A 24,695-nucleotide genomic window follows, 5' to 3' on the forward strand; every position below is an offset into this window, starting at 1 on the left:
GATTTTCGGGGCATTTTTTGTTTTATAAATAATAAGAATTACAACAACCTACAACAACACAACTACTTATGAGTGACGCAATCAAACACGAGTGTGGAATTGCCCTTCTTCGATTAAAAAAACCGTTAGAGTTTTATAAAGAAAAATACGGATCAGCTTTTTATGGAGTACAAAAAATGTACTTACTTATGGAAAAGCAACACAATCGCGGTCAAGACGGTGCAGGATTGGCAAGTATCAAATTGGATGTAAATCCTGGTGAACGCTATATTAGCCGAATTCGATCTAATGATCCACAACCTATTAAAGATATTTTTGCCCAAATTAACGACAGAATAAGTCGTGAATTAGAGGCAAATCCTGAATATCAGAATAATGTAGCGCTTCAAAAACAAAACATACCTTATGTTGGCGAAGTGTTTTTAGGACACGTTCGTTACGGAACTTTTGGTAAAAATAGTATTGAGAGTGTACATCCATTTTTACGTCAAAACAATTGGATGCACCGTAATTTAATTGTTGCCGGGAACTTTAATATGACCAATGTTAAGGAGTTGTTTCAAAATCTAATCGATTTGGGTCAACATCCGAAACAAATGGCAGATACTGTAACGGTAATGGAAAAAATCGGACATTTTTTAGATGACGAGGTAACTCATTTGTATAAAGAATGTAAAAACGAAGGCTATTCTAAGCAAGAAGCTTCTCCGGTAATTGGTGAACGATTAAACATTCAAAGAATTTTAGAGCGTGCATCTCGCAATTGGGATGGAGGTTATGCAATGGCTGGTTTATTTGGTCATGGAGATTCTTTTGTAATGCGTGATCCTGCAGGAATTCGTCCAGCTTTCTTTTACGAGGATGATGAAATTGTAGTAGTAGCATCAGAACGTCCAGTTATTCAAACGGTTTTCAATGTGCCTTTCGAAAAAGTACAAGAACTAAATCCAGGAAGTGCAATTATCATTAAGAAAAACGGAAATGTTTCTGTAGAAGAAGTAAGAACTCCGTTAATCAAAAAAGCATGTTCGTTTGAACGCATTTATTTCTCGCGTGGTAGCGATGCCGAAATTTATAGAGAAAGAAAAGAATTGGGTAAATTAATCTTCCCAAGTGTTTTAGAAGCAATTGATAACGATACCGATAATACAGTTTTCTCCTATATTCCAAATACAGCTGAAACTTCTTTTTACGGAATGTCTGAAGCTGCTCAAGATTTCTTAAATCAGCGAAAAGCTCGAACAATCATTGAGCAAAAAGACACATTAACTGAAGAAACTTTAAAAGAATTGCTTTCGGTTAAGATTAGAACTGAAAAAATTGCCATTAAAGACGCAAAATTAAGAACATTCATTACAGAAGATAGTAGTCGTGACGATTTAGTTGCGCACGTTTACGATGTAACGTATGGTGTGGTAAAACCAACTGATAATTTGGTAATTATTGATGATAGTATTGTAAGAGGAACAACTTTAAAACAAAGCATCATTAAAATGATGGACAGATTAAGTCCTAAGAAAATAGTGGTTGTTTCTTCTGCACCTCAAATTCGTTATCCCGATTGTTATGGTATTGATATGGCAAAATTGGAAGGATTAGTTGCGTTTAGAGCGGCTCTTGAGTTGTTAAAAGAGCGTAACTTATATCATATTGTAGAAGAAGTTTATAAAAAATCAAAAGCACAAGAAGATTTTGTTGATGCTGATGTGATAAATTATGTAAAAGAAATTTATGCTCCATTTACAGATCAAGAAATATCAGATAAAATTGCTGAGATGTTAACTCCAGAAGGAACAAAAGCTGAAGTGAAAATTATCTATCAAACGGTAGCCGATTTACATATTGCTTGTCCTAAGAATTTAGGAGATTGGTATTTCACAGGAGATTATCCAACTGATGGAGGTAATCGAGTGGTAAACAGAGCATTTATGAATTTTTATGAAGGAAAAGACGCAAGAGCATACTAAAAAATGCACTTTATCGACTTTTTATTTCGTTTAACAATTTTTTTATAGTAATACAAAATCTCGCCATACTTTAGCACTACCAGAAAATTAGTAGGTTAAGTTTTATGGTAGATTTGGGGCAAAAAGGGTACGCAATGCGTGCCTTTTTTTTTGACAAAAAATCACATTTTAACTTAAAAATGTCTTTTTTAATTGTTGAAAATGCATTTCATCGATTTTTTATTTCGTTTAACAATTTTTTTATGCAAGCATAGTACGTTGTATTACTTTAGTACTACCAGAAAATTAGTAGGTTAAGTTTTATGGTAGATTTGGGGCAAAAAGGGTACGCAATGCGTGCCTTTTTTTTTGACAAAAAAGGAGTGTAATTGTTATGAAAAATAAAAAAAAAGAACTGTATTTTTTTAAAAACGCATTTCATCGAGTTTTTGTGTTATTCAACAATTTTTTTGTGCACGCATAGTTTCTTGTTCTACTTTAGCACTACCAGAAAATTAGTAGGTTAAGTTTTATGGTAGATTTGGGGCAAAAAGGGTACGCAATGCGTGCCTTTTTTATTTTAATAAATTGGGTTAAAAAAAAGGCGAAGAATTAATTCTTCGCCTTTTTTTAGTTTTTCTTTTTCTTATTTGTTAGCTGAAAAACGTTTTGCAACTTCAGCCCAATTGATAACATTGAAAAAAGCTTCAATATAGTCAGGACGACGGTTTTGATAGTTTAAATAGTAAGCATGTTCCCATACATCCATTCCTAAAATTGGTTGTCCTCCACAAGCAACACCTGGCATAATTGGGTTGTCTTGGTTAGGAGTAGAACAAACTTCTAATTTTCCATCTTTTACACATAACCAAGCCCATCCAGACCCAAAACGTGTAGCACCAGCTTTAGCAAATTCAGCTTTAAAGTTTTCAAAAGAACCAAAAGCACTATCAATTGCAGCAGCTAATTCACCTGTTGGTAAACCTCCACCGTTTGGCGACATAATTTCCCAAAACATAGTGTGATTGTAGTGTCCACCTCCGTTGTTACGAACAGCCATATTGTTCATATCAAGATTTTTCATAATATCTTCAATAGATTTTCCATCTAAATCTGTTCCAGCAATTGCATTGTTTAAGTTAGTAACATATGCATTGTGGTGCTTAGAATGGTGGATTTCCATTGTTCTAGCATCAATATGTGGTTCTAATGCATCATATGCATAAGGTAATTGTGGTAATTCAAAAGCCATAATATTTTATTTTTAGATTAGTAATATTTTCACCAAATTTACAAATTAAACTTCGGAATCAAAAATAGATAGTTTCTATACCACTATTATTAAGATAAATATAACATTTGAAATCACCAGCAATAAAATTGCTATACAAAAACAAATCAATAAACAGGTGATTCCATATATGACAACAAAAAAAATGTAATTTACATATATGAAAACAGCTGCTTTTACCATATATGATGCTTCGGCTGGTTCAGGAAAAACCTATACCTTAACAAAAGAGTATTTAAAAATTCTTTTCTTAGCTTCAAACGACGATTCATATCGCAAAATTTTGGCTATTACTTTTACCAACAAAGCGGTTGAAGAGATGAAAAATAGAATCGTATCTAGTTTATATGAGTTTTCTATTGATACGACTTCTGAAAAAGCCATGGAATTGCTAAAAGATGTTTCAAATGAAACCAAATTAAGCATTGCTACGCTAAAAGATAAATCAAAAGCGATCATCAAGAATATCATTCATAATTATGCAGCTTTTGATATTTCAACGATAGATAAATTCACACATAAAGTAATTCGAACTTTTGCTCAAGATTTAAATTTACCACCCAATTTTGAAGTTTCATTAGAAACTGATTCGCTTTTGCAAGAAGCAATAGATTTGGTGATTTCTAAAGCAGGTGATGATGTTGGATTAACCAAATTATTGATTGAGTTTTCAAAAGACAGAACTGACGATGATAAAAACTGGGATATTTCGGCCGAATTATTAAAGGTCTCTCAATTGATTACGAATGAAAACAATTCGGAAGAAATCAAAGAAATGGCAGATAAGAGTTTGGATGATTTTGGAATCGTAAAAAAGAAATTACAAGAAAAAATCAAACAACTGAAATCGGAATGTAAGGCAATTGCTCAAAGTGTTTTGGATTTAATTGATGCGAATAGTGTTTCTCGAAAATCGTTTTATTCAAGTTATGTTACAAATCATTTAGAGAAAGTTGCTTCAGATAAAATTGCGATTAATGAAACTATTATAAAATATTTGGATGGTGAAAAATCATCTTATGGTGCAAAAATCCCTCAATCCGATAAAGATTTTATTGATGAAAATGCTTCTGAAATTTTAGCTTCAATTTTAGAAATTAATTCAAAAGTTGGTAAAATTGCCATGTACGAAGCTTTTTTACAAAACTTAAATCCTCTTTCGTTATTAAATACTATTTATCAGGAATTCAAGCAAATTCAGGAAGAACAAAATTTGGTTTCTATTTCAGATTTTAATCGCATTATTCACAACGAAATCCAAAATCAGCCAGCACCTTTTATTTATGAACGTTTGGGTGAAAAATACCGTCATTATTTTATAGACGAATTTCAGGATACATCGGTAATGCAATGGCAAAATTTAATACCCTTAATAGATAATGCTTTGTCAGGTGAAGACGATTTTGGAAATCCTGGAACATTAATGTTGGTTGGCGATCCTAAACAAGCAATTTATCGTTGGCGAGGAGGAAAAGCGGAGCAATTTATCGATTTAGCAAAAGAAGATAAAAAATACAATCCCTTTTCCAATAAAGACAAAGAAACGCTTCGTTTAGGAACTAATTATCGCAGTTTTAGTGAAGTGATTCAGTTTAATAATGCCTTTTTCAAGCAATTATCAGATAAATTTGAAAATTCAGATTATAAAAATTTATATGAAAATCTTTCGCATCAAGAAGTCAATTCTAAAAAAGGAGGTTATGTAAATCTCTCGTTTATTGAAGTGCCAGAAGACGAAACCGAAGTCGAAGGTTTTGATTCCGATAATGATTCGATATCAATAAAAGATAAATTTTATTTAAATCAAACGTTGCGAACCATTGAAAAATGTGTTGCAAATGGTTTTGAATACAAGGATATTGTTTTGCTAACCAGAACTAAAGCGCCCGGAATAAAGTTGGCGAATTTCTTAACCGAAAACAGCGTTCCGATTTTATCATCGGAAACCTTATTGATTCAAAATGCAACAGAAGTAAAGTTGTTGATTGCTTTGCTTCGTTATTTGAAAAATCCAAAAGACGACGAATCAAAAGTATATTTCCTTTATTTCATTGCAAAATATTTACAAAACGAATTAGAAATACACGATTTTATAGTTGCTACTAAAGACAAAAGTTCTGAAGAATTAGAAGCGTTTTTGAAAACTATCGGAATTGAAATTTCGTTTAAAAATTGCAAGAAAAAGTCGCTTTATGAAGCAGTTGAAATTTTAATTGCAACATTTTTAAATGATAAAGTGAATACTTCGTATTTGCAGTATTTCTTGGATTTGGTGTTGGAAAAAGATGTAAAATCGCAATCGAGTATTGCCGATTTTTTAGAGTATTGGGACAAAATTGGTTATCAAAAAAGTATTCCGTCACCAGAAGGAACAAACGCGGTTCGCATCATGACGATCCATAAATCAAAAGGATTGGAATTTCCGGTGGTGATTTTTCCGTTTGCAGAGGAAAATTTTTCGAGTAAACCAAAAGATAAACTATGGATTCCGATTGAAGACTCTAATGTAGATTTCCCAAAGGCTTTAATCAACAATAAAAAAGAAGTTGAAACCTATGGAAACGAGGCGAAAACTATTTTTCAGACTAAAAATCAAGAAGAAGTTTTAGATACAATTAATGTTTTATATGTTGCATTAACGCGTGCAGAGGAACAATTGTATGTGATTTCGAATAAACTGAAAACCAAAAAAGGAGAATTGGTTACCAATAATTTATCGTATTATTTTATCGAATTTTTACAAAATTCAGGAAAGTTTGAAGAAACGCAATTGGAATACGATTTTGGAAATCCAATCCGAATTTCAACTAATAAATCACATAAAGAAAAGAACAATCAAATAGGAATAGTTGCTCGAAAATTAAATCCAAAAAACATTAAAATTGCGCAACGCGAAGCCTTGATGTGGGGAACAATTCAACAAGATGCTATTACTTTTGGAAATATTTTGCATGAAATTATGGCGTTTGTTCAAACAAAAGAAGATGCGGATTTGGCTATCCAAAAAGCAACAGAATCAGGTTTGATTACGTTTTCTCAACAAAGTGTTTTCAAGGATAAAATCCAAAATATTGTAAACCATCCTGAATTACTTGAATTCTTTGATGCTGAAGCCAAAGTTTTTAATGAGCAAACTATTATAAAAAAAGCGACAAAAACAATCAAGCCCGATAGAGTAGTTATAAAAGCTAATCAAGCATATTTGTTAGATTATAAAACAGGAGAAAAACAAAAAAAACACATTGTGCAATTACAAGAATACGAATTGGCTTTACAGGAAATGAACTTTCAGGTTGTAAAAAAAGCATTAATCTATATAAGCGAAAACATAGAAATAGTAACTTTGTAGCCGCAAACTAATAACAACAAACAACAATATATATGTACGGAAAAATCCAACAACACTTACAAAACGAATTGAATACGATTCAAGAAAACGGATTATTTAAAAAAGAGCGCGTTATTACATCGCCACAAGGAGCTGAAATTACAATTTCAACAGGAGAAACGGTTTTAAATTTTTGCGCAAACAATTATTTAGGATTATCATCTCATCCAGAAGTTGTTCAAGCCGCAAAAGATGCTTTGGATTCTCATGGTTTTGGAATGTCATCAGTGCGTTTTATTTGTGGGACTCAAGATATTCATAAAGAATTAGAGCAAAAAATCGCCAATTTCTACGGAACAGAAGACACTATTTTATATGCGGCCGCTTTTGATGCTAATGGTGGTGTTTTTGAACCTTTATTAGGAGAAGAAGATTGTATCATTTCCGATTCTTTGAATCATGCTTCTATTATTGATGGAGTTCGTTTATGCAAATCAGCTCGTTACCGTTATGAAAATAACAATATGGAAGATTTAGAGACGCAATTGATTGCTGCTGCTGAAAAAGGACATCGCTTTAAACTAATTGTAACTGACGGTGTTTTCTCAATGGATGGATTAGTAGCGCCTTTAGATAAAATTTGTGATTTAGCAGATAAATATGATGCCATGGTTATGGTTGACGAATGTCATGCTGCAGGGTTCATCGGTGCTACAGGAAAAGGAACATTGGAGGCTAAAGGTGTAATGGGAAGAGTAGATATCATTACAGGAACACTTGGAAAAGCTTTAGGTGGAGCAATGGGTGGTTATACTACAGCAAAAAAGGAAATTATTGAAATATTACGCCAACGCTCACGCCCATATTTGTTTTCAAATTCCTTAGCGCCTTCAATTGTAGGAGCTTCGTTAAAAGTTTTTGAATTATTAGAGAAAGATACCATATTAAGAGATAAATTAGAGTGGAACACCAATTATTTCAAAGCAGGTTTAAGAAAAGCAGGTATTGATTTTATCGATGGCGACTCTGCAATTGTACCTGTAATGTTGTACGATGCCAAATTATCGCAAATAATGGCAGAAGAATTGTTAAAAAAAGGAATCTATGTTATAGGGTTTTTCTTTCCAGTTGTTCCTAAAGATAAAGCGCGTATTCGCGTACAATTATCTGCTGCTCACACGCAAGAACATTTGGATAAAGCAATCAGCGCTTTCACAGAAGTTGCTAAAAAATTAGAAATAATCAAGTAAAATCAGACAAAAAAGTAATTTTTTTTAACAAAACTTTTTGTAGTTTAAAAAAACGTATTACTTTTGTTCTAATTATAACGCATTGTAATTAAATAAAACAAGTATGAAACATCTTAACAAATTATTTGCTGCCGCTTTATTGTTTGCAGGTTTAACAACTCAAGCACAGGACAGCAACAACCCATGGGCAGTGTCTTTTGGGGCAAACGCAGTAGACACTAAAGTGAGTGCTGTTGGTAATGATAGTCCAAAATGGATTCAATTAGGAAACGCAAGAGAAAACTGGAATTTTATTCCTTCAGTATCTTATTTAACTGTATCTAGATACGTAGGTGATGGTTTTTCTTTTGGTTTAACAGGTTCTGTTAATAAAATTGATAAATGGGTTGAAAGAGATCGTACAACGGAATATACTGATGTGGTATCTAATCCTGGAGATTTAGCTTACTATGCATTCGATGCAACTATCAAGTATAGTTTCATGGAAATGATTGGTACAAAATGGTTTGATCCATCTCTTAACATTGGTGGAGGTTACAACTTCTTCGGTGATGCTTCTGCAGGTACTGTTAATGGAGGTGTAGGTTTAACATTTTGGTTCACTGAACAAGTTGGTTTACAATTACAATCTACTTACAAACATTCATTTGATGACACTAGAGTTGCTGACTTAGATGTTCCTACTCATATCCAACATATGGCTGGTTTAACTTTCAAATTTGGAGGTAAAGATACAGACGGTGATGGAATTTATGACAAAGATGACGCATGTCCAGAAGTAGCTGGTTTACCAGAATTCAAAGGATGTCCAGATACAGATAAAGACGGAATCCAAGATTCAGAAGACGCTTGTCCAGAAGAAGCTGGTTCTAAAGAATTAAACGGTTGTCCTGATAACGACGGTGACGGAATCATCAATTCAGAAGATGCTTGTCCAGATGACAAAGGAACTAAAATGATGAATGGATGTCCAGATGCTGACGGTGACGGTGTTGCTGATAAAGATGACAACTGTCCTACTGTAGCTGGTGCAAAAGATAACGCTGGTTGTCCTTGGCCTGATACTGATGGTGACGGTGTTGCTGATAAAGATGACAAATGTCCTACTGTAGCCGGTACTGTTGCTAACAATGGTTGTCCTGAAGTATCTGATGATGCTATCAAAAAATTAAATGATTATGCTAAAACTATCTTGTTTAACTCTGGAAAATCTTCTTTCCAAAAACAAACATACCCAGTTTTACAAGCTATTGTTGCTATCTTAAAAGAGTATCCAACAGCTAAGTTCTCAATTGAAGGACATACTGATTCTGATGGTGCTGAAGAAATGAACCAAAAATTATCTGCTTCAAGAGCTGACGCTGTTAAAGCTTACTTAATTGAAAACGGTATTTCAGCTGATAGATTATCTGCAACAGGATTTGGAGAAAAATATCCAATTGACTCTAACAAAACTGCTAAAGGTAAAGCTAACAACAGAAGAGTAGAAGTGAAATTAGTAAAATAATTTCTTTCTAAAATATAATAGGAAACGCCTCGATTTATCGGGGCGTTTTTTTATTTTTATAAAATGAAAACAATTACTTTTTTAGACAAGTTAAGTGCTGCCATTTTATCGCAATCCGATATTGAATTATCCAATTGTTTGATTGTATTGCCTAATAAAAGAGCAAAGGTTTTTCTTTTAGAAAGTTTAAAAAGGCAACTTGAATCTACTTCATTTGCTCCTAGCATTATAAGTATTGAGGAGTTTATTCAAGATATTTCAGGGATTCGTTCCATAGATCCAATTGAGTTGTTGTTTGAATTCTACGAAGTATACCTTTCTGTAACTGAGAAAGGGAAACAACAAACATTTGAAGAATTTGCAACTTGGGCTAAAACGGCTATTCAGGACTTTAATGAAATAGATCGTTACCTATTAGACCCAAATCATATATTTTCTTATTTAAAAGATATTGAAGCTTTAAAAAGATGGAAATTAGAGCCTCAAGACACAACTAAATTGATTGATGCTCATTTTGAGTTTTGGTCAAAATTGCCTTTATATTATGAGTCTTTTTATAAACATTTGTTTAAGAAAAATATAGGTTACCAAGGTTTGTTGTATAGAGAAGCAATTAAAAATTTAGAAGCTTTTACCAATACAATTTCTAATCAAATCTACTTTGCAGGATTTAATGCACTTAATCAGGCAGAAGAAAGAATTTTCAAACATTTGGCAACTGAAAACAAAGCCAAAATTTATTGGGATATCGATGAAGTGTTTTTAAATGATGCATACCATGATGCTGGTTTGTTTGTCAGAAAGTTTAAGAAGGAATGGAAACCATTTGTAAATCAAGATTTTGAATGGGTTGTAAATCATTTCAGCGAAGAAAAAAATATTGAAATTATTGGTACACCAAAAAGTATTGGTCAAGCCAAAATTGTTGGAACTATTGTAGAAAAAATTCATTCTGAAAATTCTAGTTTAGAAAAAACAGCTGTTGTTCTTGGTGATGAGAATTTATTATTGCCTGTTTTGTATGGATTGCCTGAATCTATTGACGCATTGAATATAACAATGGGTTATCCGAGTAAGAATAATCCAGCACAATTGCTAATTAGTAAGTTGTTTAAATTGCATATCAATGCGAATCAACGAAACGAAAAAAGCTATACATTTTACTATAAAGAAGTTTTAGATATTTTAAATCATCCTCTAGTTGAGCCTTATTGCAAGGTTGAAGAAGTGGTTAAAGTAATCAATAACAACAATTTTACGTTCTTTTCAAATCAAAAACTGTTTAGTTTATACGTAGAGAAATACCCAAATTCAGAAAATAGATTTTTCGAATTGTTGTTTAGTCGTTGGGAAGATTCCATCGATGTTGTTTTAGATCGATTAAAAGAAATATTACTTATCATAAAATCGAGTTTAAGCAATGATGATGCCGAAGAAAAAGTAACAAAAGCCTTTGTGTATTCCGTATTCAAAACCATTAATAAATTAACCAATTATCACGAAGCATATCATCAGATTGATAATTTACAATCACTTCATTCTATTTATAAGCAAATAATCGATTTAGCGGAAGTTTCTTTTGAAGGTGAACCTTTGTCTGGTCTTCAGGTAATGGGTGTTTTAGAAAGCCGAGTATTAGATTTTGAAAATGTAATTATTACTTCAGTAAATGAAGGTAAATTCCCGGCTGGAAAATCCCAAAATTCATTCATTCCATATGATGTGAAAAAAGAATTAGGTTTGCCAACGTACAAGGAGAAAGATGCTATTTATTGTTATCACTTTTATCATTTATTATTACGTGCAAAAAATATTTGGTTGCTTTACAATACCGATAACGAAGGAATCGATGCTGGAGAAAAAAGCCGTTTTATTACGCAATTAGAAATTGAAAAACAACCAAAGCATAACATTACAAGCACTATTTATAATGCGGTTCTACCAGAAAAAGCGTATGAACCTGTAACTATTCCTAAAACGGATAAAATAATTGAGCGTTTAAACGAAATTGCAACTGTAAAAGGATTTTCGCCATCGTCTTTAACGAATTATATTCGAAATCCGTTACAGTTTTACATGCAACGTATTTTGCGCATTAACGAGGCGGATGAAGTAGAAGAAAATATTGCAGTTAACACTTTAGGAACCATCATTCACAATGCGTTGGAAGAATTGTATACGCCTTATTTGAATCAGTTTTTGGCATTGCATCACATTGAAGCTATGGAAAATCAAATTGGCGATGTGATTCTGAAACATTTCAAAGAGATTTACAAAGAAGGTGAAATTACCAAAGGGAAAAACCTATTGGCTTTTGAAGTAGCAAAACGAAATGTTTATAATTTTCTACAATTAGAAAAGAAAGATATCGAAGAAGGTCAAGCTATAAAAGTATTGATGCTAGAAGCAAGTTTGTCCTGTGATATAGAAGTACCAAATTTACCTTTTCCAATAAAAATAGCAGGGAAAGTCGACCGTATTGAAGAACGAAACGGAAGTATTCGAATTATCGATTATAAAACTGGGAAAGTAGATGGCAATTCACTTAAAATTTCCGATTTTCAAGATTTAACTTCGGATATTAAGAATGAAAAAATTATCCAATTACTGTGTTATGCGTTGATGTTTGATAATCACGAATTAAAGCAGAATCGAGAAGTTTCAGCCGGAATTGTTTCGTTTAAAAACATGAAAAACGGTTTTTTACCTTTCGGATTAGGAAAAGGAAAAGATTCCGAACTTGTTATTTCTGGTGAAATTTTAGAGGATTTTAAAAAGGAGTTACAAAAGTTAATATTAGAAATTTTTAACACAGAAGTTGCTTTTAAAGAAAAGGTTTAACGTTTTGTTACAATTTTCTTACATGGTTTTTCGTTTTCTTTACCGAACTGTAATTTAATACGTTTAGTAATCGAAAATGAATCCTATGAAAAAATCCTTTCTTTTTGTTTTAATCTTATTAATTAATGTTGTTTTTTCTCAAGCTCAAGAAGTATTTTATAATCTTGATTTTGAAAAAACAGTTGATAATGATTTGCCTACCGGATGGCAAAAGTGGGGAGATTATAGCCTAGAAATTGATTCCACAAATTTTTATTCTGGAAAAAGAGCATTACTAATTGATTCCAAAGTAGGAGATGCTTTTGGCTGTGTTGCTTATGAATTACCTGCAAATTTTAAAGGAAAGAAAATAACTTTAGAAGGTTATATTAAGATGGAAAATGCTACTGATGGATTTGTAGGATTACTTATGAGAATTGATAAGGATGGACAATCTGTTGCATTTGACAACATGCAAAAGCAAAAACTTCAAGGAACATCCGACTGGAAAAAATATTCAATTACGTTAGATTTTAAAGAAAATGCGGATAGAATTTATGTTGCCGGAATTTTAGTTGGAAAAGGAAAAGCTTGGTTTGATAATTTTAAAGTTTCAATTGATGGTAAACCTATTGAAAAATTAAAATTTGTAGAAAGAGAACTTTCAATAGTAGAAAAAGACAATGAATTTGACTCGGGTTCAAAGTTTGAATTGAACCAATTGAATGAAATTCAGAAACGAAATTTATTTGTATTAGGAAAGGTTTGGGGTTTTGTAAAATACCATCACCCAGTAATTGCTGAAGGAACTATTAGTTGGGACTATGAGCTTTTCAGAATCTTACCAAAAATCGACAACAAAAATTTTGATGATGATTTGGTTAAATGGATTAACAAGTTAAGAACTTTTAAAACTACAACACAAAAACTTCCAAAAGAAGACCAAATCAAATTGCTTCCCAACACAAAATGGATTTCAGATACAAATTTCATTTCGGCAGAATTATCTGCATTACTTCAAAAAGTAAATAATGCAGATAGAAAAGACAAAAGTTATTACATCAAATTACATAATAGAGTAGGAAATCCAGATTTCACTAATGAAAAAGTGTATGAAAAAATGGATTATGCCGATACAGGTATCAAGCTTTTAGCTGTTTTTAGATATTGGAACATGATCGAATACTTTTTCCCTAATCGCCATTTAATGGATGAAAATTGGGATACCGTTCTTGCTGAGTTTATTCCAAGAATGACTGAAACAAAAGATAAAAAAGAATACACTTTAACATTATTAGAACTTATAGGAAAAATTCAAGACACACATGCTAACATTTGGCGATATAATGCGGTTTTAGATACGTATTTCGGAGAAAATATTGCCCCGATAAAAATGAAATTTATTGAAAATAAAGCCATAGTTGTAAAATTAGAAGAAGACTTTAAAGATGGAAATGTTGCTGTTGGTGATGAAATTTTATCGGTTAACGGAATTAAAGTAGAAGATTGGTTAAAGAACAATTTAAAATATTTCCCGGCTTCCAATTATCCTACACAATTGCGAGATGTTGCTAGAAAATTGTTGCGTTCAAATGAAAAATCTATTCAGCTTACAATTGAAAATAGAACTGGAACTAAAAATGTAGCGGTTAATACAGTCAAGTACAAATATTATAAAGACGAACCATTATCGCACAAAGAGATTAATGACAATATTGGTTATATCTATCCAGGAACATTGAAGAAAGGCGAGATAAAAGAAATTATGGACAAGTTTTTAAGCAAAAAAGGATTGATTGTAGACATGAGATGTTATCCTTCTGATTTTATCGTTTTTAGTTTGAGTAATTATCTTTTAAATGAGAAAAAAGACTTTGTAAAATTCACAACCGGAAGTGTTAAAACTCCAGGGCTATTTACTATGAGGGGCGACGAAGAAGCTGCTGGAGGTAGTAACCGAGATTATTACAAAGGAAAAGTGGTGATACTTATTAACGAAGATACACAGAGTAATGCTGAGTATACTACAATGGCATTACGAGTTACTCCAAATGCAACAGTTGTAGGAAGTACTACAGCTGGTGCTGATGGAAATGTATCAGCTATTTATTTGCCAGGAAGCATTTTCACCTACATTTCTGGAATAGGAGTTTTGAATCCTGATCGATCAGAAACACAACGTGTAGGAATAATTCCAGATGTAAAAATGGAACCAACTGTTAATGGAATTCGTGATGGAAAAGATGAATTGTTAGATAAAGCAATTGAGTTGATAAACAACAATTAAACCTTCTTCAAAAACTTTTGAAAAACAGCAAGTAAATCGGTTCCGTTTTCAATGTGACTCATATGACCATCTTCAAAGGTGGTCAGTTCAATAGTAGTGTCTTCAATTTGAGTAAGATTTTCTTCGTATGGTAAAACCGGATCTTTTTTTCCTAAGACTAAGTGAATAGGGTAAGGAGCTAAATGCATAAGAACTTCACGGTCTTTACGTATTTTCATGCCTTCTAAAGCGGCAACAATACCTTGAAGCGGTGTTTTTAAAGCATCTAGTTTTACTTCTTCGATTACAGTTGCCAAACGTTCGCGATTGTCTTCACTAAATAAATTGGCAATACTCATTCTTATAAAAGCGGTATAGTTTTGTTTTACAGCAATTATAGCACGATCGCGATTTGTTTTACGTTCATCGCTATCGGCTCTTGAAGTAGAGTTCTGTAAAATAATTCCTTTTACATTGTCAGGATACAACTCACCAAACGCTAATGCTACATAACCACCCATTGAATGACCAATTAAAACTATCTTTCTGATTTTTAATTCATGCAAAACATGATGCACCATATCGGCTTGGTCTTCCATAGTATGAACATAACCCAAACATTCCGTTTCACCATGCCCTAACAAATCGATAGTAATAACACGATGTTTTTTTGCTAGTTCAGGAACAAACGCTTTCCACATCAATTGATTTTCCAAAAAACCGTGCAATAATACAATAGCCGTTCCTTTTCCTTGGTCGGTGAAAGCAATTTTAGTGTTTTTGAAGTTCGTGGTTTTCATGTGGGCAAAGGTATAGTTTAAACGCAAAGGGCGCAAGGTTTTTTCGCGAAGTACGCAAGGATTGTTTCACCACAAAATTGTCATTCCGTAGGAATCTCATAAAGAGATGCTTTACAGCATGACAAGTTTGCGTTGAGCTAAGTTTGAACATAAAAAAAACAGCTCACATTCCTGTAAGCCGAAGTTTTTATTGTAAATTCTTTATCTTTAAAATAATTAGTTGTAAAAAACCTATTATCCAATATGTCGGAAATCTTATGAATGTATATATAACTTCGAATCCATCCATCCAACCGCCATTTAATTTTACTCTTTGTAGTTCAATAATAATCGAAATTATTGGCAAAACAAACCCAAATAGACCAATTGAAATTAAACAACCTTCTTTAAAATTAAAATTCTTATCCCAGAATTTAATGTTTAGGAAGACTAGAATACCAATAATTAAATAGTCAAAATAACCGATTAGCATTTTAAAGTTTTTAAAAGTATTTATTCTTTATTAACTATTCATTATCGCTTCAATTTCCTCAATTTCAATTGGAATGTTTCGCATTAAATTGAAAGGTTCGCCTTGTTTTTGAATCACAACATCATCTTCTAAACGAATACCAAAACCTTCTTTCGGAATGTAAATTCCTGGTTCAACGGTAAAAACCATGTTGGCTTGCATGGGTTCGTGTAATAATCCATAATCGTGAGTATCTAATCCCATGTGGTGACTTGTTCCGTGCATGAAATATTTTTTATACGCTGGCCAATCTGGATTTTCGTTTTGTACATCGGCTTTATCGATTAATCTTAAACCTAACAATTCTGAAGTCATGATTTTTCCCACTTCCACATGATATTGTTTCCATAATGTTCCTGGTACCAACATTTTGGTAGCTTCGTTTTTCACATTCAAAACCGCTTGATAAACTGTTTTTTGTCTATCTGTAAAACGACCCGAAACAGGAATAGTTCTACTCATATCACTTGAATAATTGGCGTACTCGGCACCAACGTCTAATAAAATCAAATCACCCGCTTTACATTGTTGGTTGTTTTCGATATAATGTAACACATTCGCGTTGTTACCAGAAGCAATAATTGGTGTGTAAGCAAATCCTTTTGAACGATTTCTTAAAAATTCGTGTGCAAATTCTGCTTCAATTTCATATTCCATTACGCCAGGTTTCACAAAGTTTAAAACTCTACGGAAACCTTTTTCAGTAATATTACATGCATTTTGAATTAAATCCAATTCTTCTTGTTCTTTAATAGAACGTAGTTTTTGAAGAATAGGATTTGATTTTTCTACTTTGTGAGCAGGATAATTTTCTTTCCACCATTTTACAAAACGTGCTTCACGGGTTTCTGTTTCAATAACCGCTCTGTAATGTTCGTTTGTGTTGATGTAAATCGTATCGGCATAGGCCATGATTTCTTTTAAAGTCTTGTGGAAATCTTGTAACCAAATTACTGTTTTGATTCCTGAAACTTCAAAAGCACGTTCTTTAGTTAGTTTTTCACCTTCCCAAATAGCAATGTGCTCATTCGTTTCTTTTAAGAATAAAATTTCTTTTAAATGTTCGTAAGGCGCATCTGGAAAAAGTAACAAAATACTTTCTTCTTGATCTACTCCAGATAAATATAAAATATCTCTATGTTGTGCAAAAGGTAATGTACTATCAGCACTTACAGGATAAATATCATTTGAATTAAAAACTGCAACACTGTTAGGTTTCATTTGTGCCGTAAACTTAGCTCTGTTTTTCACATATAAGTTTCGGTCTATTTGATGGTATTTCATGATTATTTATTTTGAATTCCAAAGTTAAAAAAGATTAAGCCTAAAAGCTGTTAAATGAATTAAAAAATTTGAACACTTGTAATATTTTGGCTAATTTTCAGAAAAATTTCTCAAGATGAAACAACTTATCGTATTGTTTTTATTAATTGTGCAATCTGTAACCGCACAAAATTCTTTATTTCATCAAGTCGAAGCTAAAAATATTGGACCAACAGTTATGAGTGGTCGTGTAGCTGATTTGGCTGTAAATCCAAATAACCCAACTGAATTTTATGTGGCGTATGCTACTGGTGGACTTTGGTATACTAATAATAATGGGACTTCTTTTACTCCGGTAATGGATTCAGCCGAAACGGTAAATTGTGGTTCGGTTACGGTGGATTGGAATTCAGGAACTATTTGGGTAGGAACAGGAGAAGTAAATGCTTCGCGTTCTTCTTATGCTGGAGTTGGAGTTTTAAAATCTTCGGATAAAGGAAAAACTTGGGAAAATTTAGGATTAAAAGAATCACACCATATTAGTAGAATTTGGGTTAACCCAAGTAATTTAAACGAAATTGTGGTTGCTTCTCTAGGTCACTTGTATACAACTAACAAAGAACGCGGCATTTATAAATCGATAGATGGTGGTAAAACTTGGAAACAAACGTTGTTTGTAGCGGATGACGCAGGAATTATTGATTTAGCCGTTTCGAAAAATAATCCAAAAATCATGTTTGCGACTTCTTGGCAAAAAGACAGAAAAGCGTGGCATTTTGATGGCGATGGAGAAAAATCGGGAATTTATAAAAGTGAAGATGGTGGAACTACTTGGAAATTAGTATCATCAAATGAAAGCGGTTTTCCTGCTAATGCAGGAGTAGGTAGAATTGGTTTGGCAATGTTCAACGAAAATGTAATTTATGCCGTTGTTGATAATCAAAACAATAGACCAAAAAAAGAATCGAAAAGTAAATTAACTGCAATGTTGTCAACTCCTGGAGCTGACTTTATGGAAATTTCAAATAAAGAATTGAATGTAGCTCTAAAAGAAAGTGGTTTTAGAGAAAAATATAGAGCGGAGAACATTAAAAGTTGGATAATTGAAAACAATATGCAACCTGTTGAAGCTTTGGCAATACTTGCAGATGCAAATAAGGCATTGTTTGAAACAGAAGTTATAGGTTGCGAAGTTTACAAATCGGAAGATGGCGGAAAAACGTGGAAACGAACTCATGAAAACTACATCGACGACATGTATTATACGTATGGTTATTATTTTGCGAATATTTCTGTTGATGAAAAAAATCAAAATCGTGTTTACATAGGTGGTGTTCCGTTATTGTTTTCTGAAGATGGCGGAAAAAACTTTACAATGATTAGTAAAGAAAATGTGCATGCAGATCATCATTTGACTTGGATAAATCCTTCAAATCCAAATCATATTATTAATGGAAATGATGGTGGAATTAATATATCGTATGACAATGGCGAACATTGGATAAAATGTAACAATGAAGCACTTGGGCAATTGTATGCAGTAAATGTAGATTATCAGGAAAATTATAATGTTTATGGTGGTTTGCAAGATAACGGAGTTTGGTTTGGACCAAATAACTATTCACATAATGTGGCTTGGCATCAAGAAGGAAAATATCCATATCAGGAATTAATTGGTGGAGATGGCATGCAAATTCAGGTTGATGGCAGAAACCCTAATGTAGTTTTTGCAGGATTTCAATTTGGGAATTACTACAAAATCAATCAAAAAGAAAATAAGTTTGATTACATAACACCAAAAGCGCCAAAAGGAGAAAAACCATACCGTTTTAATTGGCAAACACCAATTTTGTTGTCTTCTCACAATCAAGATATTTTATACATGGGTTCTGAGTTTTTACATCGTTCTATGAATCAAGGAGAATCTTGGGAAAGAATTTCAGACGATTTAACCCATGGCGCTAAAGAAGGAAATGTTGCTTTTGGAACAATTACTACTATTGCCGAAAGTAAATTCCAATTTGGATTGCTTTATACCGGTTCTGATGATGGAAAAATTCACATTTCCAAAGACGGAGGCGCTTCATGGAAATTGATTTTGAATAATTTGCCTCAAAATTTATGGGTTTCAAGAGTTGTCGCTTCAAAATTTAAAAAAGAACGCGTTTATATCACTTTAAATGGTTACCGAAACGATAATTTCAATAGTCATGTTTATGTTTCTGAAGATTTTGGAGCTAATTGGACTTCAATTTCATCTGGACTAACGCAAGCGGTAAATGTAATTGCTGAAGATTCTGAAAATGAAAATATTTTATACGTAGGAACAGATAATGGTTTGTTTATATCGTTAGACAAAGGTGCAACTTGGCAAGATTTCTCTAACGGAATGCCAAAAGTAGCGGTTCATGATTTGGTAATTCAATCTAAAGCGAAAGAATTGGTAGTAGGAACTCATGGTCGTTCTATTTATAAGTTTGATATTTCTAAAGTTCAAGGATTAACTAATGAACTTTTAGCAAAAAATCTTCAATTGTTTAAAGTAAACGACAGATCAAAATCAGAACGCTGGGGAACGCAAAATTATGCTTGGGGTAAAGCAATTGAGCCAAGTCAGGACATTTGGTTTTATGCAAAAACTGATGGAGATGTAAAAGTCACTATCACAAACGAATCTGGATTTGTGGTTTATGAAAAACAAGTTACGGCTAAACAAGGCTTGAATACATTTGCTTACGATTATTCGATTTCAAACAAAGCAGTTGAAAATTGGAATAAAAAGAACAAGAAAAACCAATTGAAACCAGCTGAGAATAAAAAATATTATTTGCAAACAGGTAAATACAAAATGGTAATAGCTAAAGATAAAGATTCAGATAGTAAGACTTTTGAATTAAATGTGCCAAAAAAATAAAAGAGTTATACTAAACAAGGTGGTTTTGTCGTTTTACCAAATGAAATAACCTATTTTGATACTATGAAGAAATGGATTTTTTTACTAGTTGTGTTGCTGTCTATACCACTGTTTTTCTCATGTGAAGATTTAGATGATACCATCGAAGAACCTTCATTAGTTATCAAATTTCAGTTTGATCCTAATCAAGTACGCTTAAATAATTTAGGTCAACCAGCTTCTATTCCTGCTGGTCACGCGGCGCAAACACCAGATTTTAGTAAAATAAGTGCCCATTATTTTGAGTTGGCTCCAAATGCAAATACGCAATTAGGAGATGGTGCTGTTTTATTTCATGCCGATGAAACAACTCAAGGTGGTTCTGTAGCCATTGATTTTAGTAAAGCAACAATTGTTGGAGAAGGAGAGGCTTTTTTGAAAATTCCACTAAGTCAAATTACTCAAGGTAATTACGAATATGTTCGTGTTTCATTAGCTTATCAAGAATATACCATTTCAGTTCGAAATGCAGGAAATGATTATTTAGGAAAATTAGCAAGTTTTGTTGGTTACAACACTTATATCACTACACATTCAATAGGTAATAATGCTTTTCCAGTAAACGGGAACCGCTTGCAAGGTTATTGGGCTTTTGCATTGAATGATTTTCCATACGCAACTTCTGGTCAAGCGCCAGCCGGAGCTACAACTGTACCAAATCCTATTGCGGCAACATCGCCAATTCCTTCAGGATCTTGTGTGGTTACAGGTAAATTTCCTCAAAATTTAATTATTACTGGAAATGAAACTCGAGATATTGTAGTTACATTATCACTTTCTTGTAACAATAGTTTTGAGTGGGAAGAAATAACTGCAGATGGTAAATATGAGCCTTCAATTGGAGAAAATGTTGTTGATATGGGGTTAAGAGGATTAATACCCACATATACAAGATAAGTTTTTTTTGTGATATTTTATTTTTTCTTGTTTTTTCGAAGGCTAACTATCTGATATTCAACAGTAGTTAAATTCATTTTAAAATGATTATAAATTAGCGCTAAAAGGTTGTAGTTAATTTCAAATAGCCTTATTTTTGTTTGATTTTTTATTAAACTAGTACAATCAAATAAAAATTATGGCAAAATCGGCACTATTGAAGTCATCTCTAGCAAAAAAATACTGGATGGCTCTTACAGGTTTATTCTTATGCTTGTTTTTGGCGGGACACTTGGCAGGAAATCTTCAATTGATTTTTGGATCAAGTAAAGACTTTAATGAATATGCATTATTCATGACCACCAATCCAGCAGTTAAGTTACTTTCTTATCTTACTTACATTTCAATTATATTCCACGCTATTGATGGAATTATGTTGACTATCCAAAACAAAAAAGCAAGACCAGTTGCTTATGCTAAAACTGATGGTTCTTCTAGTAGTTTTGCTTCAAGAAATATGGCGGTTTTAGGAACAGTTATTTTAGTTTTTATTGCTACTCACATGGTAAACTTTTGGGCTAAAATGCATTTTGACAAAAAAATGCCTTTAGTTACTAAAGAAATGGATAATGGAATTGGTATTAAGCAAGTACAATTAGTAGGTACAAAAGAATCTCCAATGCCTTATTTAGCTGCTAAAGGAGAAAAAACTATTTCATTAGAATTCTTAAAAGAAGTTAAAGAGCAAACGCAAGGTAAATACGATTTAGAACTTAAAAACGGAACTACATTAATCAATAAAGTGGATGGTGAAGTTGTTTTTATTGGTTACAAAGATTTACATAAATTAACTGTGGATTTCTTTAGAGATGCTAAATATGGATTGTTTTTCACAATTGGATATGTGTTAGCAATGTTAGCTTTAGCTTTCCATTTATGGCATGGTTTCCAAAGCGCTTTCCAATCGTTAGGAGCTAATAGTTCTAAATTTACTCCAGCAATTAAGTTCTTCGGAAAAGCATTCGCAATCATAGTTCCATTATTGTTTGCAATCATTCCAGTTTTCTTACACTTAAAAAAATAATCAACATCAGTATATATTATGAAGTTAGATTCTAAAATACCAGCTGGTCCGTTAAAAGACAAATGGACCAATCATAAAAACCATTTAAAATTAGTTGCTCCAAACAATAGACCAAAAATTGATATTATTGTTGTAGGAACTGGTTTAGCAGGAGCTTCTGCTGCTGCTTCTCTTGGAGAAATGGGATATAATGTAAAAGCATTTTGTTTTCAAGATTCTCCACGTCGTGCGCACTCAATTGCAGCGCAAGGAGGTATTAATGCAGCGAAAAATTATCAAAATGATGGTGATAGTGTTTACCGTCTTTTCTATGATACAATTAAAGGTGGTGACTACCGTGCTCGGGAAGCAAACGTTCACCGTTTAGCTGAAGTTTCGGGTAACATTATTGACCAATGTGTGGCTCAAGGAGTTCCTTTTGCTCGTGAATATGGTGGAATGTTAGACAACCGTTCATTCGGTGGAACACAAGTTCAACGTACGTTTTATGCTGCTGGGCAAACAGGCCAACAATTGTTATTAGGTGCTTATTCAGCTTTATCTAGACAAATCGGATTAGGTCGTGTACAAATGTACAACCGTCACGAAATGTTAGAATTGGTTAAAGTTGATGGAAAAGCACGTGGTATTATTGCACGTAACTTAATTACAGGTGAAATCGAAAGACATTCTGCTCATGCAGTTGTTATCGCTTCTGGAGGTTACGGAAATGTTTATTTCTTATCTACTAACGCGATGGGAAGTAACGTAACGGCTGGATGGAAAATTCACAAACAAGGTGCATTATTCGCAAATCCTTGTTATGTACAAATTCACCCAACATGTATTCCAGTTCACGGAACAAATCAGTCAAAATTAACGTTGATGTCTGAATCGTTACGTAACTCTGGACGTATTTGGGTTCCAAAGAAAAAAGAAGATGCTGAAGCTATCAGAGCTGGTAAATTAAAACCAACTCAAATTGCTGAAGAAGATAGAGATTACTACTTAGAAAGAAGATATCCTGCTTTTGGTAACTTAGTTCCACGTGACGTAGCTTCTAGAGCTGCTAAAGAGCGTTGTGACGCTGGTTACGGTATTGAAGCAAATGATACTAACGAAGGAGTTTATTTAGATTTCTCTACTGAGATTCAAACAAAAGGTCGTCAAACGGCTTATGCAAAAGGAAATCACAATCCTACGGCAGAAGAAATTACTGCTTTAGGAAAACAATGGTTAGAAGAGAAATATGGTAACTTGTTTACTATGTATCAAAAAATCACTGACGAGAATCCTTATGAAACTCCAATGAAAATTTATCCAGCAGTTCACTATACAATGGGTGGTGTTTGGGTTGATTATAACCTTCAATCTACTATTCCAGGTTGTTTCGTTGCAGGTGAAGCTAATTTCTCTGATCACGGAGCTAACCGTTTAGGAGCTTCTGCTTTAATGCAAGGTTTAGCTGATGGATATTTTGTATTACCTTATACAATTTCTAACTACTTAGCAGACGAAATCAGAACAGGTAAAATTTCTACTGAGTCTCCAGAATTCGTTGAAGCTGAATCAAGAGTTAAAGATTCAATCAGCAAATTCTTAAATAACAACGGTACAAAATCTGTAGATTATTTCCACAAAAAATTAGGAAATATCATGTGGAATAAAGTTGGAATGGGACGTAATGAGAAAGGTTTAACTGAAGCAGTTGCAGAAATTGCTCAATTAAAAGAAGATTTCTATAAAGATGTCTATGTTCCTGGAAGTGCAGATGAATTAAACCCTGAATTAGAAAAAGCTTTAAGAGTTGCAGATTTCATCGAATTAGGACAATTAATGGCAATGGATGCTTTACAGCGTAAAGAGTCTTGTGGAGGTCACTTCCGTGAAGAATATCAAGATGCTGAAGGTGAAACATTACGTGATGATGAAAACTTCAAATTTGTTGGTGCTTGGGAATATAAAGGAGATGATATCAGCAAAGAAGAACTTCATAAAGAAGAATTGAAATACGAAGAAATTAAAATTGCAGCTAGAAATTACAAATAATATATTATGAGTGCAGCAAAAAACATCAATATAAACCTTAAAATTTGGCGTCAGAAAAACGCAAATTCTAAAGGAAGCATGGAAACTTATAAATTAGATAATGTTTCTACTGCAAGTTCGTTTTTGGAAATGTTAGACCAATTAAACGAGCAATTAATTAATGAAAAGAAAGAACCAGTAGCATTTGATCACGATTGTCGTGAGGGAATTTGTGGAATGTGTTCTTTATATATCAATGGACGTGCTCACGGACCTGATACTGGAATTACAACTTGTCAGTTACACATGAGAATGTTCAAAGATGGAGATACTATCTATATTGAGCCATGGAGAAGTAAAGCTTTCCCAGTAATCAAAGATTTAGTGGTTGATAGAAGTGCTTTTGATAGAATTCAACAAGCAGGAGGTTTCGTATCGGTAAATACTTCTGGTAATACAATTGATGCAAATTCAATTCCAGTCCCTAAAGTCGATGCTGATAAAGCTTTTGAAGCAGCAGCTTGTATTGGTTGTGGAGCTTGTGTTGCGACTTGTAAAAATGGTTCTGCAATGTTATTTGTTGGAGCTAAAGTATCACAATATGCTTTATTGCCACAAGGTAAAGTAGAAGCAACGCAACGTGTTTTAAACATGGTACGTCAAATGGACGAAGAAGGATTCGGAAATTGTACAAATACTGGAGCATGTGAAATCGAATGTCCAAAAGGAATTTCATTAGAAAACATTGCTCGTATGAACAGAGAATACTTAAAAGCTTCTTTGAAATAATTCA

General features: G+C 33.0%; 14 protein-coding genes. 11 read left to right on the forward strand and 3 right to left on the reverse strand.

Annotated elements, in window-relative coordinates; genetic code table 11:
* Positions 1-68 precede the first annotated feature (68 nt).
* Positions 69-1,967: an amidophosphoribosyltransferase gene (locus LOS89_RS00655; RefSeq protein WP_231835807.1), complete on the forward strand. Its 1,899-nt coding sequence runs from the start codon at positions 69-71 to the stop codon at positions 1,965-1,967.
* A gap of 625 nt (positions 1,968-2,592) precedes the next feature.
* Here the strand turns inward: LOS89_RS00655 and LOS89_RS00660 are convergent.
* On the reverse strand, positions 2,593-3,198 hold the full coding sequence (locus LOS89_RS00660) for a superoxide dismutase (RefSeq protein ID WP_231835808.1): 606 nt from the start codon (positions 3,196-3,198) through the stop codon (positions 2,593-2,595).
* A 199-nt stretch (positions 3,199-3,397) separates the two neighbouring features.
* On the opposite strand from LOS89_RS00660, the gene LOS89_RS00665 reads away from it, so the two are divergent.
* From LOS89_RS00665 to LOS89_RS00685, 5 genes are all read left to right on the forward strand, one after another.
* Positions 3,398-6,586, forward strand: coding sequence for a UvrD-helicase domain-containing protein (locus LOS89_RS00665; protein ID WP_231835809.1), 3,189 nt, complete (start codon positions 3,398-3,400; stop codon positions 6,584-6,586).
* A gap of 32 nt (positions 6,587-6,618) precedes the next feature.
* Entirely contained in the window at positions 6,619-7,815 is a 1,197-nt protein-coding gene (gene kbl, locus LOS89_RS00670; RefSeq protein WP_231835810.1) for a glycine C-acetyltransferase, read from the forward strand.
* 103 nt (positions 7,816-7,918) lie between these two features.
* Positions 7,919-9,322 carry an OmpA family protein gene (locus LOS89_RS00675; protein ID WP_231835811.1) on the forward strand — a complete coding sequence of 468 codons (1,404 nt, stop codon included), beginning with the start codon at positions 7,919-7,921 and terminating at the stop codon, positions 9,320-9,322.
* Positions 9,323-9,385: 63 nt separating this feature from the next.
* Complete coding sequence (locus LOS89_RS00680; protein WP_231835812.1) at positions 9,386-12,163, forward strand: PD-(D/E)XK nuclease family protein; 2,778 nt, start codon at positions 9,386-9,388, stop codon at positions 12,161-12,163.
* An 85-nt stretch (positions 12,164-12,248) separates the two neighbouring features.
* Positions 12,249-14,429, forward strand: a complete 2,181-nt coding sequence (locus LOS89_RS00685) for a S41 family peptidase (protein WP_231835813.1) — start codon at positions 12,249-12,251, stop codon at positions 14,427-14,429.
* Here the strand turns inward: LOS89_RS00685 and LOS89_RS00690 are convergent.
* Both LOS89_RS00690 and LOS89_RS00695 read right to left on the reverse strand, forming a co-directional pair.
* Complete coding sequence (locus LOS89_RS00690) at positions 14,426-15,208, reverse strand: alpha/beta fold hydrolase (RefSeq protein ID WP_231835814.1); 783 nt, start codon at positions 15,206-15,208, stop codon at positions 14,426-14,428. The genes LOS89_RS00685 and LOS89_RS00690 overlap by 4 nt on opposite strands.
* A 502-nt stretch (positions 15,209-15,710) precedes the next feature.
* Entirely contained in the window at positions 15,711-17,003 is a 1,293-nt protein-coding gene (locus tag LOS89_RS00695; protein ID WP_231835815.1) for an aminopeptidase P family protein, read from the reverse strand.
* Positions 17,004-17,118: 115 nt separating this feature from the next.
* Between LOS89_RS00695 and LOS89_RS00700 the strand changes: the two genes are divergently transcribed.
* From LOS89_RS00700 to LOS89_RS00720, 5 genes are all read left to right on the forward strand, one after another.
* A complete protein-coding gene (locus LOS89_RS00700) occupies positions 17,119-19,896 on the forward strand; it encodes a VPS10 domain-containing protein (protein WP_231835816.1) in 2,778 nt (925 codons plus the stop codon).
* 63 nt (positions 19,897-19,959) lie between these two features.
* On the forward strand, positions 19,960-20,832 hold the full coding sequence (locus LOS89_RS00705) for a hypothetical protein (RefSeq protein WP_231835817.1): 873 nt from the start codon (positions 19,960-19,962) through the stop codon (positions 20,830-20,832).
* A gap of 178 nt (positions 20,833-21,010) precedes the next feature.
* Positions 21,011-21,895, forward strand: coding sequence for a succinate dehydrogenase cytochrome b subunit (locus LOS89_RS00710; RefSeq protein WP_231835818.1), 885 nt, complete (start codon positions 21,011-21,013; stop codon positions 21,893-21,895).
* An 18-nt stretch (positions 21,896-21,913) separates the two neighbouring features.
* Complete coding sequence (locus LOS89_RS00715; RefSeq protein ID WP_231835819.1) at positions 21,914-23,923, forward strand: fumarate reductase/succinate dehydrogenase flavoprotein subunit; 2,010 nt, start codon at positions 21,914-21,916, stop codon at positions 23,921-23,923.
* A 6-nt stretch (positions 23,924-23,929) separates the two neighbouring features.
* On the forward strand, positions 23,930-24,691 hold the full coding sequence (locus LOS89_RS00720) for a succinate dehydrogenase/fumarate reductase iron-sulfur subunit (protein WP_231835820.1): 762 nt from the start codon (positions 23,930-23,932) through the stop codon (positions 24,689-24,691).
* Positions 24,692-24,695: the final 4 nt, after the last annotated feature.

The organism is Flavobacterium channae (assembly GCF_021172165.1).
In the GTDB taxonomy this organism is placed as follows: domain Bacteria; phylum Bacteroidota; class Bacteroidia; order Flavobacteriales; family Flavobacteriaceae; genus Flavobacterium; species Flavobacterium channae.